A 14,311-nucleotide genomic window follows, 5' to 3' on the forward strand; every position below is an offset into this window, starting at 1 on the left:
GGAGGGGCCGCACGTTATCAGAAGGGGCGATTAGCCGCCGTAAACGTTAAAATCGAAGTACTTTTTAGCCAGCTTGTCATAGGTGCCGTCCGCGCGCATCTCGGCGAACGCTTTGTTCAGGGCTTCACGCAGTTCGTTGTCTTCTTTACGCAGGCCCATACCGGTACCGACGCCAAAGAGTTTTTCGTCCTTAATGGACGGACCGCCGAACTTGTAATCTTTACCCACAGGCTGTTTCAGGAAGCCTTCGCTTGCCGCCACTTCATCCTGGAATGCCGCGTCAATACGGCCTGCCGTGAGGTCTGCGTAGATGTTTTCCTGGCCCTGGTAAGAGACAATTTCAATCCCCTTTGGCGCCCAGTGCTCGTTGCCGTAGGTTTCCTGCGTCGTACCCTGCAACACGCCCACGCGTTTGCCTTTCAGAGATTCAAGGGTTGGCTGAATGTCAGAGGATTTCGCCACCACCAGACGTGAGTCCGCCGCATAGAGTTTGTCCGTGAAGGCAATCTCCTGCTGACGTTTTTCTGTGATGGACAGGGAGGACATGATCACGTCAATTTTCTTCGCTTTCAGGGACGGGATCAGCGCATCCAGCGGGTTTTCAACGTAGGTACATTGCACTTTAATGCGTTTGCACAGCTCGTTAGCCAGATCGATGTCAAAACCGACCAGTTCTCCCTTCGCATTCTTCGATTCGAAAGGTGCATAGGTTGGGTCAGTTCCAATACGAATTTTCTGCGGAATTGCTGCGAATGCCGCGGTGGCGCTGGAAAAAGCCAGTACCAGAGAAAGTGACAACACCAGTTTTTTCATATCTGTCCTCAACAAACTGTCTTAATACGAGATTTTTACGACGACGGGGTGTTGTTAATGTGCCATTAATCCCCTCATTCAGGCAAAGATTAATGCCTTTGAACGGGAATTTTTGCATTTTAAATGCTTAACTATGCACACAGCGATCCAGTATGGTGCATGTGTTGCACCATACTGGACCATAACCCCGTTAAGATGCACCACTTCAGTGCATCTTATTCAGGCATTAATCACCGTAGACGTTGAAATCGAAGTATTTCTTCGCCAGTTTGTCGTAGGTACCGTCTTTACACAGCTCATTAAACGCTTTGTCGAAGGCGGCTTTCAGCTCGGTATCATCCTTACGCAGGCCAATACCGGTACCGTCGCCAAAGTATTTTTTGTCTTTTACCGACGGGCCGGCAAAGGCGTACTCTTTACCCGCAGGCTGTTTCAGGAAGCCTTCGCTCGCGGCGACTTCATCCTGAAACGCGGCATCCAGACGGCCTGCCGCCAGGTCAGAGTAGATCAGATCCTGGTTCTGGTAAGCCACAACATCGACGCCCTTCTCGCGCCAGTTAGCATTGGCGTAACCTTCCTGGGTCGAGCCCTGAAGCACGCCAACATGTTTGCCTTTCAGCGAGTCGATGGTCGGCTGGATTGGCGAGCCTTTCGCGGCAATCAGACGTGAGTCGGCAGCGTAGAGCTTCTCAGAGAAGGCGATCTCCTGCTGACGTTTTTCCGTGATGGAAAGAGAAGAGATAATGGCATCAATTTTCTTGGCTTTCAGCGACGGGATCAGCGCGTCAAAGTCACTGCCCACCCATGTGCATTTCACTTCCATGCGTTTGCACATCTCATTTCCCAGATCGATATCAAACCCCACGAAGTCGCCTTTCGCATCCTTGGAGGAGAATGGCGCGTAGGTTGCGTCTGTACCGATACGAACTGTCTGTGGAAGCGCTGCATAGCTACTTGCTGCTGCACTCAAGCCCACGAGCAAAGACAGAGCCAGAACCGTCTTCTTCATACATTTACCCTCAAGAACCGTGATTTTATTATGGTTTATGTTGTGTGTTGTGTTGCAGGCTGTTCTTGCAGGTCTTATGCCACATTGTCGTCGGGTTAAAACTACGACGTTAAATATGTTAATAAAACGTTGCGATACTGCCTTAATGGTGAAAGATAGCAGGTCTGCCGAACGAACCGGAAAGAGAAAAAGGGAAAAAGCGGATTAAATGTCGAGGATATGATCGCGGTTGCAGTTTTGCCCTGAAACAGGGCAAATTGTCTTTTCATGCACCTTGTTTGTGCACAGCTTCACGCCCCCTGCCAGCGGGTAAAGAGATCTTCCGGCAGGTCGATATCGAACTGATCCAGTACGCGGTTAACGGTCTGGTTGATGACATCGTCCAGCGTTTGCGGACGATGATAGAACGCGGGGACCGGCGGCATAATCACGGCCCCCAGTTCGGCTGCCTGCGTCATTAAACGCAGATGTCCCAGGTGCAGCGGCGTTTCCCGCACGCAGAGCACCAGAGGACGACGCTCTTTCAGCACCACATCCGCTGCACGCGTCACCAGCGTGTCGGTATAGCTGTTTACAATGCCGGAAAGGGTTTTAATCGAACAGGGCAAAATAACCATGCCGGCCGTTTTAAACGAGCCCGAAGAGATGCTGGCGGCGATATCGCGGGCATCGTGGACAACGTCAGCCAGGGCCTGAACGTCGCGCAGAGAGAGATCGGTTTCAAGAGAGAGGGTCTGACGCGCCGCCTGGCTCATCACCAGATGGGTTTCTACGCCTGCAACGTCACGCAGCACCTGTAACAGCCGGACGCCATAAATCGCGCCGCTGGCACCGCTGATCCCTACAATGAGTCGTTTCATGATTTTCGCCCTTGCTGATTTCAGGGCAGACTGTGCAGGATTTTACGGGGAGTTGCAAGTGAGGGCGAGCGCCCTCACCTGCATACGCATCAACCTTCGTTGTGCATCTCTAAGCTTTCGAGATCGTTTTGCAGCTGGACGGCTTTCGCATCGTCGTTACGCAGCGAATCCAGATAGTCGAGATACTGCTGGTCAACGTCTTTCGTTACGTAGATCCCATTGAATACCGAGCATTCGAACTGCTGAATATCCGGGTTCTCGGCGCGCACCGCGTCGATCAGATCGTTCAGATCCTGGAAAATCAGGCCGTCGGCACCGATCATCTGCCGAATTTCGTCTACTTCACGACCGTGAGCAATCAGCTCGTTAGCGGTTGGCATATCAATGCCATACACGTTCGGGAAGCGAATTTCCGGCGCTGCGGAGGCGAGATACACTTTCTTCGCCCCGGCCTCACGCGCCATCTCGATGATCTGCTCAGACGTCGTGCCGCGCACAATGGAGTCGTCCACCAGCAGCACGTTCTTGTCGCGGAACTCGGCACGGTTAGCGTTCAGCTTACGACGTACGGACTTACGACGCAGCTGCTGGCCCGGCATGATAAAGGTGCGGCCCACGTAGCGGTTTTTTACGAAGCCCTGACGGTACGGCTTGTCCAGAATACGGGCAATTTCCAGCGCGATATCACAGGAGGTTTCAGGGATTGGGATCACGACATCAATGTCGAGATCGTCCCACTCGCGGGCAATCTTCTCGCCCAGCTTCGTCCCCATGTTGACGCGCGCGCTGTAAACGGAAATCTTGTCGATGAACGAGTCCGGACGCGCGAAGTAAACGTATTCGAACAGGCACGGGTTGCTCACCGGGTTGTCGGCGCACTGACGGGTAAACAGCTGGCCCTTCTCAGTGATGTAGACCGCTTCGCCTGGCGCGACATCACGCAGGAATTCGAAGCCCAGAGTGTCCAGCGCCACGCTTTCGGAGGCAACCATGTACTCGGAACGGCCATCGCCGAGGTCACGTTTGCCGAGCACCAGCGGGCGAATGCCGTTTGGATCGCGGAAGGCCACCATGCCGTGACCGATGATCATCGCCACGCAAGCGTACGCGCCACGGATCAGGCGGTTAGTCGCGGCAACGGCGGCAAAAATGTTGTCTGCTTCCAGCGGATAATGGCGGAAGTTATCCAGTTCGCTGGCAAAGATATTGAGCAGGATTTCAGAATCAGAGGTGGTGTTAATGTGGCGACGTTTCTCTTCGAACAGCTTTTTACGCAGCTCGTGGGCATTGGTCAGATTGCCATTGTGGGCAAGCGTGATGCCATACGGGGAGTTAACGTAAAAAGGCTGAGCCTCAGAGGCGCTGGAACTGCCAGCAGTAGGATAACGAACGTGACCGATCCCCATATTACCTTGCAGACGCTGCATATGGCGGGCTTCAAACACATCGTTTACCAGGCCATTCGCCTTGCGTAAACGGAAGCAGTTGTTTGCATCAATGGTGATGATACCCGCAGCATCCTGCCCACGGTGCTGAAGCACCGTTAACGCGTCATAAATCGACTGGTTTACCGGCATGAAACCGGCGATACCGACAATACCGCACATTCGTCTTTTCCTCGTTAAGCCACATCTCAGGGTTTATGCCCTGGGCAAGAAACTCGACGAGCTTTGCAGATAGTCAAAGAACCATCTGATGATGAAGCTGAACTCCGGAATGAGCTGCGATTTTTGCCAGTCTTCACTTTTGGAGAACCCGGTAAAGGTATCCAGGAAGAACAGGATCGCGGCCACAATGAGCACGCCTCGCAACGCGCCGAAACAGATGCCGAGTACCCTGTCCGTTCCTGACAGACCGGTTTTCTCGACCAGCTGACCTATCACGTAATTGACGATAGCGCCGACAATCAGCGTCGCGATAAACAGCACCGCGATGGCGATTCCGTTTCGGACCAGTTCATCTTCAAAGCCCGTGAACCAGACAGACAGGTAAGTGTAGTAATGACTGGCAACAAAGAAAGCACAACCCCAGGTTACCAGCGATAACGCTTCACGAACAAAGCCACGGATCAGGCTAACCAGACAGGAAAAACCAATCACCGCAATGATGGCGTAATCAATCCAGACCATATGTGTCCCACGATTAAACGCCCTGTCATCCAGTTCGGGGCGAATTCTAACAGAAAAAGAAAACGTTTGCGTAGGGATTTCCTTCCCACGCGTAAATAAAAAAGGCGCTGAAAAAATGCTCAACGCCCCCGCACCTTTGACGTTTCTGTGAACGTCTGCCTCCCCCTCATCCCGGCCCTCTCCCTCAAGGGAGAGGGAGCAAACCGTCCCCTCGCTCTTTTGGGGAGAGGGTTAGGGTGAGGGGATAATTTCTATCAGTTGGCGCTGTAGTTCATCACCACACCGCTCAGGCCGGAGATTTGCTTCAGCTCGCCAAGCGAACCTTTGAGCTTATCTTTAGACGCATCCGGCCCCACGAGGATACGGGTAATTTTACCCTGTACCGGCGTGGTGGGTGAAGTATAAACACGGTATCCCGCGCCGCGCAGTTTACTCACGATCTCATTGACCTTATCTGCATTTTTCAACGCACCGAGCTGAACGACATAGGCTTTACCCGTAGGGGCGGCCTCCTGCTGGGTCTGTTTGGCCGGTGGCGGCGTTTCCGTTGCCGCAGCCAGCTGCTCGTCGGCTTTGTCACGCTGCGGTTTAGGCTGCGTTTTCTCTACCGGCTTCGGTTTTTCAACCGGTTTGGGTTGCTCTACCGGTACAGGATCGATTTCAACGTTGTTATTCGCGGCCAGACGCGACGGATCAAGAGACGGCGCGGCTGCATCACCTGCGCGCACCTCTTCCGCTGCACCTTCTGGCGGCTGGGCAGGCAGCGCCTGCGTTGCCGCTGGCAGCATATCGGGCTCGTCGCGATCGCCCGGTTTGGGTACCAGCGGAATGGCCGCAAATTCATCCTGGTAATGCTTTTTTTGCCCGTCGAGCAGTCCCGGGAGAATAATCACCCCGAGCGCGACCAGCACAATGGTTCCTGTTAAACGGTTCTGAAACTTACTCGCCACCGGTTCTCCCCGCGTCCATCACTTCCATGACATGTGCCACCGTGTGGAATGACCCACACACCAGCACGGTATCTTCTGGTTTAGCCTCCGCCATCGCGGCACGCCAGGCCGAAACCACACTGCTGTAGATTTCGCCTTTGCCGAGATGTTCCATCAACTGCTCAGCAGTCGCGCCGCGCGGCCCTTCCAGAGGAGCACAATACCAGCTATCGACCACACTCTCCATGCAGGCCAGCGTGCCGCCGATATCTTTATCATGAAGCATACCGATAACCGCCAGCACGCGCCCGGTTTTTGGTAACGATTTGAGACGTCCTGCGAGGTACGCCGCCGCATGCGGGTTATGTGCAACATCCAGAATCAGACGCGGTGACTCACTCACAATCTGGAAACGTCCCGGTAACAGTGCGTTCTGAATGCCGTCGCGGATTGCCTGCTCGCTTACCGCTAATCCGCTGGCGCGCAGGGCTGCCAGCGCAGTCGCCGCGTTAGGCTGTGGCACCTGAGGCAGCGGCAGATTCTCCAGCACGCCCTGCGCATCGCTGAAGCGCCAGCCTTTGTCCTGCACCTCATACTGCCAGTCCACGCCGCGACGCAGCAGACGAGCGCCCTTCTCTTTCGCTACCTCAGCAATGGTGTGCGGCATGTCCGGTTCGCCTACCACGGCAGGCTTATTGGCCCGGAAAATACCGGCCTTCTCACGGCCAATGCTCTCGCGGTCCGGGCCCAGCCAGTCGGTGTGATCCAGCGCGATGCTGGTGACGACGGCGACATCCGCATCCACCATATTGGTGGCATCCAGACGCCCGCCCAACCCCACTTCCAGGATCACCACGTCCAGCTGCGCCTGCTTAAACAGCCACAGCGCCGACAGGGTGCCGTATTCGAAATAGGTTAATGAGGTTTCGCCGCGCGCAGCTTCGATAGCGGCAAACGACGCCGTATGGGCGGATTCCGCCAGCTCGGTGTTTTGCACGCGCACGCGCTCGGTATAGCGCACCAGATGCGGCGAGCTGTAAACGCCAACCTTGTACCCCGCCGCCATCAGGACAGATTCCAGCGTGCGGCAGGTGGTGCCTTTACCGTTAGTGCCGGCCACGGTAAATACGAAAGGCGCGGGTTTCAACACGTCAAGACGCGCGGCAACCTGGCTTACGCGCTCAAGGCCCATGTCGATAGTTTTACTGTGCAGGTTTTCCAGATAAGAAAGCCACGCGGCCAGGGGCGACGTGGCTTGAGGAATGCTTTTATTTTCCATGATGCCCGGTTGTCATTAACGGTTTAGAAAGCAAAAGGGCAGCGCCATTCGGCCCTGCCCTTTTCAGTTATCAGGCCTCGGGTTCCTGATCCGGTACCACCACGCCTTCGCGCGGCTCGTCCGGGTTCGGCGCCGGCAGATTCATCAGCTTCGCCAGGACGCTTGCCAGTTTCAGGCGCATTTCCGGACGGCGGACGATCATGTCGATGGCGCCCTTCTCAATGAGGAACTCACTGCGCTGGAAGCCCGGCGGCAGTTTCTCACGTACGGTCTGCTCGATAACGCGAGGACCCGCAAAGCCGATCAGCGCTTTTGGCTCAGCGATGTTCAGGTCGCCCAGCATCGCGAAGCTTGCAGAAACGCCGCCCATGGTTGGATCGGTCAGTACCGAGATGTACGGCAGACCGCGCTCCTGCATTTTCGCCAGCGCCGCAGAGGTTTTCGCCATCTGCATCAGGGACATCAGCGCTTCCTGCATACGTGCGCCACCGGAGGCGGAGAAGCAGATCAGCGGGCAGTTGTCTTCCAGCGCCTGCTCAACGGCACGCACGAAGCGCGCGCCAACCACAGAGCCCATTGAGCCGCCCATAAAGGAGAACTCAAACGCGGCGGCAACCACCGGCATCTCGTGCAGGGTGCCTTTCATAACGATCAGCGCGTCTTTCTCGCCGGTCTCTTTCTGCGCAGAGGCCAGACGATCTTTGTATTTTTTGGAGTCGCGGAACTTAAGCACATCTTTTGGCTCCAGTTCGCTGCCCAGTTCTACCAGAGAACCTTCGTCCAGCAGGCTATGCAGGCGGTTGCGCGCCGACATACGCATATGGTGGTCACACTTCGGACACACCTCAAGATTGCGTTCCAGCTCTGCGCGATACAGAACCTGGCCGCAGCTATCACACTTCGTCCATACCCCTTCAGGAATGCTCGCTTTACGCGTTGGGGTAATGTTGCTTTTAATTCGTTCAATCCAGCTCATTGATAACCTTTCTGCCTGAACCTGGTCGTATGCCAGTTTTGCTGTAAGAGGCGAATAATGCCATTTTTGCCTCCAACAGACCATGAATGTTGCACATTAAAACATAACAGCCCGAAACTTTGGATAAAAAAGTGGTCGAACCGCCAGCGTGCATTTACTTCGCTTGCTTTGCCGCCGCGCGTTTGTGACGGATAATTTCGATGACGCCAGGCAGTACGGAAAGCACAATAATCGCTACAATCAGTAACTTAAGGTTTTCCTGAACCACCGGCAGATCGCCAAACAGGTAGCCTGCATAGGTGAACAGCAGCACCCACAGCAGCGCGCCCACCACGTTGTACATGGCAAAATGACGATAGGACATGTGACCCATTCCCGCCACAAACGGTGCAAATGTACGCACAATAGGCACAAAACGGGCAAGGATAATGGTCTTACCGCCATGGCGCTCATAGAACGCATGGGTCTTATCTAAATAACTGCGGCGGAAAATCTTCGAGTCCGGATTACTGAACAACCGCTCGCCAAACACCCGCCCGATGGTGTAGTTGACCGCATCACCAACAATCGCGGCGATGATCATCAGGACCACCATCAGATGGACATTCAGGTCATTCGTTGGCAGTGCGGATAACGCGCCCGCCACGAACAGCAGTGAATCTCCCGGCAGGAACGGCGTAACCACAAGGCCGGTTTCACAGAACAGAATGAGGAACAGAATGGCGTACACCCAGACGCCGTACTGCGCGACCAGCTCCGCCAGGTGAACATCAATATGCAGGATGAAATCAATCAGAAAACGTATTACGTCCATATTGTCTAAGCCCTAATTGCACCTTTGTTTAGTCCGCTAAAAACAGCGGGCCCATTGGCGGTTTTGGCAGGTCGAACCGGTCCGGATAATCCACCGAAACCAGATACAGCCCTTCCGCTTTCGCCGTTGCTGCCGCAAGCGTTCTGTCCTTCGCTGCCAGCAGTTCTGCAATCCAGCTCTCCGGCTGGTGTCCGGCGCCCACTTCCATCAGGCTGCCTACAATATTCCGCACCATATGATGTACAAAGGCATTGGCTTTGATATCCACCACCACATACGCGCCATAACGACTGACGTTAATGTGCATGACGTTACGCCACGGCGTACGGGACTGACACTGCACCGCACGAAACGACGTAAAATCATTCTCTCCAATCAGACACTGCGCCGCACGCTGCATACATTCTGCATCCAGCGGTTCATAAAAATGCGTCACGCCCTGGCTTAACACCGCCGGGCGCAGGCGCTGGTTATAGATGACATAACGGTAGCGCCGCGCCGTCGCGCTGAAACGCGCGTGAAAATCATCCGGCACAGCTTTCACCCAACGCACGGCAATGTCACCAGGCAAATTCGCATTTACACCCAGCGTCCAGGCCGCGGCTTTGCGCACGGCGGTGGTGTCAAAATGCACCACCTGCCCCGTGCCGTGAACGCCGGCATCGGTGCGGCCCGCACAGAAGACGCTTATCGGTTCGTTCGCCACCTGAGAGAGCGCTTTCTCCAGCTTCTCCTGGACGCTGCGCACCTCATTCTGCCGCTGCCAGCCATAGTATTTACTGCCATCGTATTCAATGCCGAGGGCAATTCTGTGGACCGGCTTTTGTTCCACATCTGACATCAGTACAGATACTCCTGCACCAGTTTTTCCGCGATTTTGACCGCCATCAGCGCGCCGCCAAAACGCACGTTGTCGGCAACGGACCAGAACTGCACCTGCTCCGGCATACCGTAATCGTTACGCACGCAGCCCACAGAGAGATGCGCGCTGCCGGTGGCGTCGCCCACCTGCGTCGGGAATTCGCTCTCTTCGGACAGGACAATATCCTCACCGCGGCCAAACGCGTCGCGGGCTTCTTCAGCCGCCAGCGGACGCAGGGCTTCAAACCCGACCATCTGCGCGTGGCCGTAAAAGACCGGAGACTGCACGACATTCGCGGAGATCATTAGCCCGTCATCCTGCAAAATTTTGCGTGCTTCATCGACGATACGACGCTCTTCCCGCACCGAACCTTCACGATCCGGCAGCAGCGGCAGCATGTTGAACGCCAGCTGGCGGCCAAAGAAATCATCTTCGTCGATCGGGATACCGTTCAGCAGCTTCGCGCTCTGCCCTGCCAGTGCGTCTACGGCTTTTTTACCGTTAGCGGAGGCTGAAAGCAGGCTGGTCACGGAAATACGCGACAGGCCACCGTCGTCGATCAGCGGCTTCAGCGCGGTCAGCAGCTGGCTGGTGAGGCTGTTCGGTACTGCAATGATGTTGCGGTTGCGGTAGTCAGCCAGCACAAACGGGTTGACGTCCGGCACCACCAGCGGCACATCCGGCTCCAGGGAGAACAGGCCGCTCAGGTCGATCACCAGACAGCCTGAATTTGTCGCTTCTTCAATGTAAGACGCCGTGGCTTCCGCCCCTGCGGCAAAAAACGCCAGCTGAGCCTGCGTCCAGTCAAACGCGGCGGCATCCTGCACCATCACGGATTTGCCGCCGAAACGCAGATGTTCTCCTGCGCTGTCGGTACGCGCCAGTGCGTAAATCTCACCCACCGGGAACTGACGCTCAGCAAGGGTTTCAAGCAGGGCTTCGCCCACGGCGCCAGTGGCACCCAAAATGGCAATGTTCCAGCCTTCAGACATGGTGGTTTACTCCAGAAATAAAAAGCGTCCCTGCCGGAGCATCCGACAGGGAGCATTAAGAAGACATTAACGTGCCGGGTGGTGAACGGCGTTAAATCCCAGTTTATGCAGCAGCCCCGCCGCTGACGCGTCATCGCACATGACATACAGGGAAGACCACTCGCGGCGCTCAAGGTAATTTTTGCGCAGCTTGTCAAACTCACCCGGAATACCCGCCACTTTACGCAGCAGCGCGTCATCGCGGCGCACATCATACACCAAATGCACCAGTCTTTTCAGCGTTGCCTCATCCAGCGGGCCATGAAGGGTAATGCGGCCGAATTCCGGGGCGGGCAGCAGCGTATCCAGCGCCACCTGCTGCGGATGGCCGATAAAGGCGCTGTAAGCCTCAAACACCTGGGTTGTGCCACGCGCTTTGCCTTCAAGGGTATAACCCGCAATATGCGCGGTACCCACGTCCACCTTATTCAGCAAGGCGACGTTGAGATCCGGCTCTGGTTCCCAGACGTCCAGCACGACGCTAAGCTCTTGTCCTTCGTCGAGACATGCCAGCAGCGCCGCGTTATCCACCACCGGTCCCCGGCAGGCATTTATCAGAATAGTGCCAGCCTTCAGACGGCGGATCAGCTTTTCGTCGGCCAGGTGCAGAGTCTTGTACGGCCCCTCTTTAAAGAGCGGCGTATGGAAGGTGATGACGTCGCACTCGTCGACCAGCTCATCCAGCGTGCGGAAGTCGTCTTCATCGCCGTTATCCTTACGCGGCGGATCGCACAGCAGGGTGCGGATACCCCAGGCTTCCAGACGCTTTTGCAGACGTCCGCCCACGTTGCCCACCCCCACAATCCCGACGGTGCGGTCTTTCAGCGCAAAACCATCGCGCTCGGCCAGCATCAATAGCGAGGAGAAAACATATTCCACGACGGCAATGGCGTTACAGCCTGGCGCCGCGGAAAAACCAATCCCCGCCTGCTTAAGCCACTGGTCATCCACATGATCGGTCCCGGCCGTTGCCGTCCCGACAAATTTAACCCCTTTGCCGGTGAGCAGTGCCTCATTTACTTTGGTCACCGAGCGCACCATCAGGGCGTCTGCATCGTCCAGTTCGCTGACCGGAATCGGGCGACCAGGGACAGCCTTAACCTCACCCAGGCGGCTGAACAGCTCACGGGCGTAAGGCATATTTTCATCAACGAGGATTTTCACGTCTGAGTACCTGTTTGAGAGGAAGTAAACCTGCCAAGTGTGCCATAATCTCGCCGCCGGGCATATATCTCCGCCCGGTTACGCAGAGTTTGACTTTAAGGATTTTTGACGATGCAGCCCATTTCAGGTACGCCTCCGCGCCCTCCGGGTGAAGGCCCCGTAACGCCCAACACGCCAGGCGAACAACCGCTTTCCACGCAGCAACGCACCGTACTGGAGCGTCTGATCACGCGTCTTATTGCGTTAACCTCACAGCAAAACGCAGAGGTATGGGCCGGCGTTAAGCACGATTTGGGCGTCAGAAACGATGCGCCGCTACAGTCGCGCCATTTCCCTGCCGCCGAACAAAACCTGAACCAGCGTCTTACCAGCGCACAGCAGCAACATACCACCCGCCAGATTATCTCGCAGCTGACCGAGCTGTTGGGCCAGGGGAATAATCGCCAGGCGGTGAGTGATTTTATCCGTCAACAGTACGGTCATACCGCCCTGAGCCAGCTTTCGCAAGAACAGCTGAAAACCGTGTTGACCCTGCTGCAAAGCAATCAGCTTTCTATCCCGCAGCCGCAACAGCGCCCGTCTACAGAGCGGCCATTGCAGCCTGCGGAGCATAATACGCTCAAGCAGATGGTCACTAAGCTGGCTGCCGCTACCGGCGAACCCACAAAGCTTATCTGGCAATCCATGCTGGAACTTTCCGGTGTGAAAGCGGGCGAGATGATCCCGGCAAAACAGTTTACCCATCTGGTCACCTGGCTCCAGGCGCGTCAGACGCTCAGCACCCAGAGCGCCCCGACCCTGCACAGCGTACAGGCGGCGCTGAAACAACCGCTGGAACCGCACGAGTTCGATATGATTCGGGATTACGCTCAGCAGAGCTGGCAGGCTACGCCGCAAACGGTGCTGACCACCGCGCAGGTGCAGGATGTGCTCAATCAGATCTTCATTCGCCGCGCCGAGCGGGAAGGCGGCGTGCCGGAGGTAAGAAACATTCAGCCGATCTACAACCCGCTGTTTGCCCCCGTAGTTGATACGTTCAAAACGCTTTCTGCCCGTCCGGGATTGATGTTTATCGCGTTGGTGATTGCGCTGGCGATTTTCTGGCTGGTTGCTTAAAACTGCCGGGTGGCGGCTTCGCCTTACCCGGCCTACGGTTCGCGCGGTTGTAGGCCCGGTAAGCGAAGCGCCACCGGGCAAAAAACTAAGACTTGCGAAACGCCACCAGCGTCACCACAATTCCCACCACCGCTGACACCGCACCGGCCAGGAAGACGGAAGGATAGCCAAACGACGTTGCAAGCAGCCCCGCCAGCGGCCCGGTGACCCCGTATGAGATATCCTGAAACGCCGCATAGCCGCCCAGCGCCGTGCCGCGCACCTGCGGAGCCACGCGCTTCACCACTTCAACGCCCAGCGCCGGGAAGATCAGCGAGCAGCCGCAGCCGGTTAACGCCGCACCCAGCAGCGCAACGGATGCAGAGGGCGCCTGCCAGAGCAGTACCAGACCCACGGTCTCAATGACAAGTGACGCCACGGCCACCTTCACGCCGCCAAAGCGATCCGGCATCCAGCCAAACAGCACGCGCATCAATACAAACGCGCCGCCAAAGGCCGTCAGCGTAAAGCCCGCCATCGCCCAGCCGCGGCTCATGAAATAGAGGGAGACAAAGGTACCAATAACCGCGAAGCCCACCCCCTGAAGCGCCAGCCCAAGCCCCGGCTGCCAGATTTGCCCCACCACGCTCCACAGCGAAGGACGCTCGCCTTTATGGGCGGGCACCTTACGCACCGAACCGTTAAACGCCCACGCCAGCAGCGGCAATACCATGGTGGTGCCTGCCAGCGCCGCAAAACCAAACTGGCTGTGGATCAGCAGCCCCAGCGGTGCGCCTGCCGCCAGCGCGCCGTAAATCGCCATCCCGTTCCAGGACATCACTTTTCCGGAACGCGCAGGCCCCACCAGCCCCATTCCCCAGGTAAGGGTGCCGGTCAGCAGCTGGCTTTCGCCAAAGCCGAGGATCAGACGCCCTGCCACCAGCAGCGCGAATTTATACGCTGCATCTATCGGCAACAGCGCCGCCAGCAGCCAGGCTCCCCCCGCCAGCCCGCAGGCAAACATGCCCTGCAACGCCGAGCGTTTTGCGCCGTGCTGATCCGCCAGGCGACCGGCGTAGCCCCGGGTTAATACCGTCGCTAAAAACTGAATGCCCACCGCAATGCCGACCATGGTGTTGCCATAGCCCAGCTCCTGGTGAACGAACAAGGGGATCACCGGCAGCGGCAGGCCAACGGTCATATAGGTCAGAAACACCGCAAAGGCGATGCGGAAAAGGGGAAGATTCCCGGAAGGAGCGCTCTTCCCAGGGGTAACAGCCTTCATGCATAACTCCGTGTTCAGGCATAAAAAAAGGGAGCCGCGCGGCTCCCTTCTACTATACCTTCAAA

Annotated in this window: 14 protein-coding genes; 1 reads left to right on the forward strand and 13 read right to left on the reverse strand. The window is 56.5% G+C overall.

Annotated elements, in window-relative coordinates:
* Window positions 1-30: 30 nt before the first annotated feature.
* The 12 genes from hisJ to pdxB form a co-directional block, all read right to left on the reverse strand.
* Window positions 31-813 (reverse strand): histidine ABC transporter substrate-binding protein HisJ, encoded by a 783-nt coding sequence (hisJ, locus tag L379_RS07770; protein WP_023295090.1) that lies wholly within the window; start codon window positions 811-813, stop codon window positions 31-33.
* Between the two features lie 226 nt (window positions 814-1,039).
* The gene (argT, locus tag L379_RS07765; protein ID WP_032654352.1) at window positions 1,040-1,822 is read right to left on the reverse strand and encodes a lysine/arginine/ornithine ABC transporter substrate-binding protein ArgT; all 783 of its coding nucleotides are present in this window, start codon (window positions 1,820-1,822) and stop codon (window positions 1,040-1,042) included.
* Window positions 1,823-2,112: 290 nt separating this feature from the next.
* Window positions 2,113-2,682, reverse strand: coding sequence for a UbiX family flavin prenyltransferase (locus L379_RS07760; protein WP_015572254.1), 570 nt, complete (start codon window positions 2,680-2,682; stop codon window positions 2,113-2,115).
* Between the two features lie 89 nt (window positions 2,683-2,771).
* Window positions 2,772-4,289 (reverse strand): amidophosphoribosyltransferase, encoded by a 1,518-nt coding sequence (gene purF / locus L379_RS07755; protein ID WP_032654355.1) that lies wholly within the window; start codon window positions 4,287-4,289, stop codon window positions 2,772-2,774.
* Between the two features lie 33 nt (window positions 4,290-4,322).
* Window positions 4,323-4,811: a colicin V production protein gene (cvpA, locus tag L379_RS07750; RefSeq protein ID WP_000262116.1), complete on the reverse strand. Its 489-nt coding sequence runs from the start codon at window positions 4,809-4,811 to the stop codon at window positions 4,323-4,325.
* 254 nt (window positions 4,812-5,065) lie between these two features.
* Complete coding sequence (gene dedD / locus L379_RS07745; RefSeq protein ID WP_017383444.1) at window positions 5,066-5,761, reverse strand: cell division protein DedD; 696 nt, start codon at window positions 5,759-5,761, stop codon at window positions 5,066-5,068.
* Complete coding sequence (folC, locus tag L379_RS07740; RefSeq protein ID WP_023295092.1) at window positions 5,751-7,019, reverse strand: bifunctional tetrahydrofolate synthase/dihydrofolate synthase; 1,269 nt, start codon at window positions 7,017-7,019, stop codon at window positions 5,751-5,753. Before folC ends, dedD begins: the two co-directional genes overlap by 11 nt.
* A gap of 70 nt (window positions 7,020-7,089) precedes the next feature.
* The gene (gene accD / locus L379_RS07735; RefSeq protein ID WP_014884667.1) at window positions 7,090-7,995 is read right to left on the reverse strand and encodes an acetyl-CoA carboxylase, carboxyltransferase subunit beta; all 906 of its coding nucleotides are present in this window, start codon (window positions 7,993-7,995) and stop codon (window positions 7,090-7,092) included.
* Between the two features lie 154 nt (window positions 7,996-8,149).
* Entirely contained in the window at window positions 8,150-8,809 is a 660-nt protein-coding gene (locus tag L379_RS07730; RefSeq protein WP_003861406.1) for a DedA family protein, read from the reverse strand.
* Window positions 8,810-8,837: 28 nt separating this feature from the next.
* Entirely contained in the window at window positions 8,838-9,650 is an 813-nt protein-coding gene (truA, locus tag L379_RS07725) for a tRNA pseudouridine(38-40) synthase TruA (protein WP_023295093.1), read from the reverse strand.
* On the reverse strand, window positions 9,650-10,663 hold the full coding sequence (locus L379_RS07720; protein WP_015572252.1) for an aspartate-semialdehyde dehydrogenase: 1,014 nt from the start codon (window positions 10,661-10,663) through the stop codon (window positions 9,650-9,652). Before L379_RS07720 ends, truA begins: the two co-directional genes overlap by 1 nt.
* 66 nt (window positions 10,664-10,729) lie before the next feature.
* Entirely contained in the window at window positions 10,730-11,866 is a 1,137-nt protein-coding gene (gene pdxB, locus L379_RS07715; protein ID WP_017383446.1) for a 4-phosphoerythronate dehydrogenase PdxB, read from the reverse strand.
* Window positions 11,867-11,977: 111 nt separating this feature from the next.
* Here pdxB and flk point away from each other — a divergent pair, with 111 nt between their 5' ends.
* Entirely contained in the window at window positions 11,978-12,982 is a 1,005-nt protein-coding gene (flk, locus tag L379_RS07710; RefSeq protein ID WP_017383447.1) for a flagella biosynthesis regulator Flk, read from the forward strand.
* Between the two features lie 85 nt (window positions 12,983-13,067).
* On the opposite strand, the gene L379_RS07705 is transcribed toward flk, so the two are convergent.
* Window positions 13,068-14,246: an MFS transporter gene (locus tag L379_RS07705; RefSeq protein WP_017383448.1), complete on the reverse strand. Its 1,179-nt coding sequence runs from the start codon at window positions 14,244-14,246 to the stop codon at window positions 13,068-13,070.
* Between the last annotated feature and the right edge of the window lie 65 nt (window positions 14,247-14,311).

Source organism: Enterobacter sp. MGH 33, from assembly GCF_000534535.1.
GTDB lineage: Bacteria > Pseudomonadota > Gammaproteobacteria > Enterobacterales > Enterobacteriaceae > Enterobacter > Enterobacter hormaechei_C.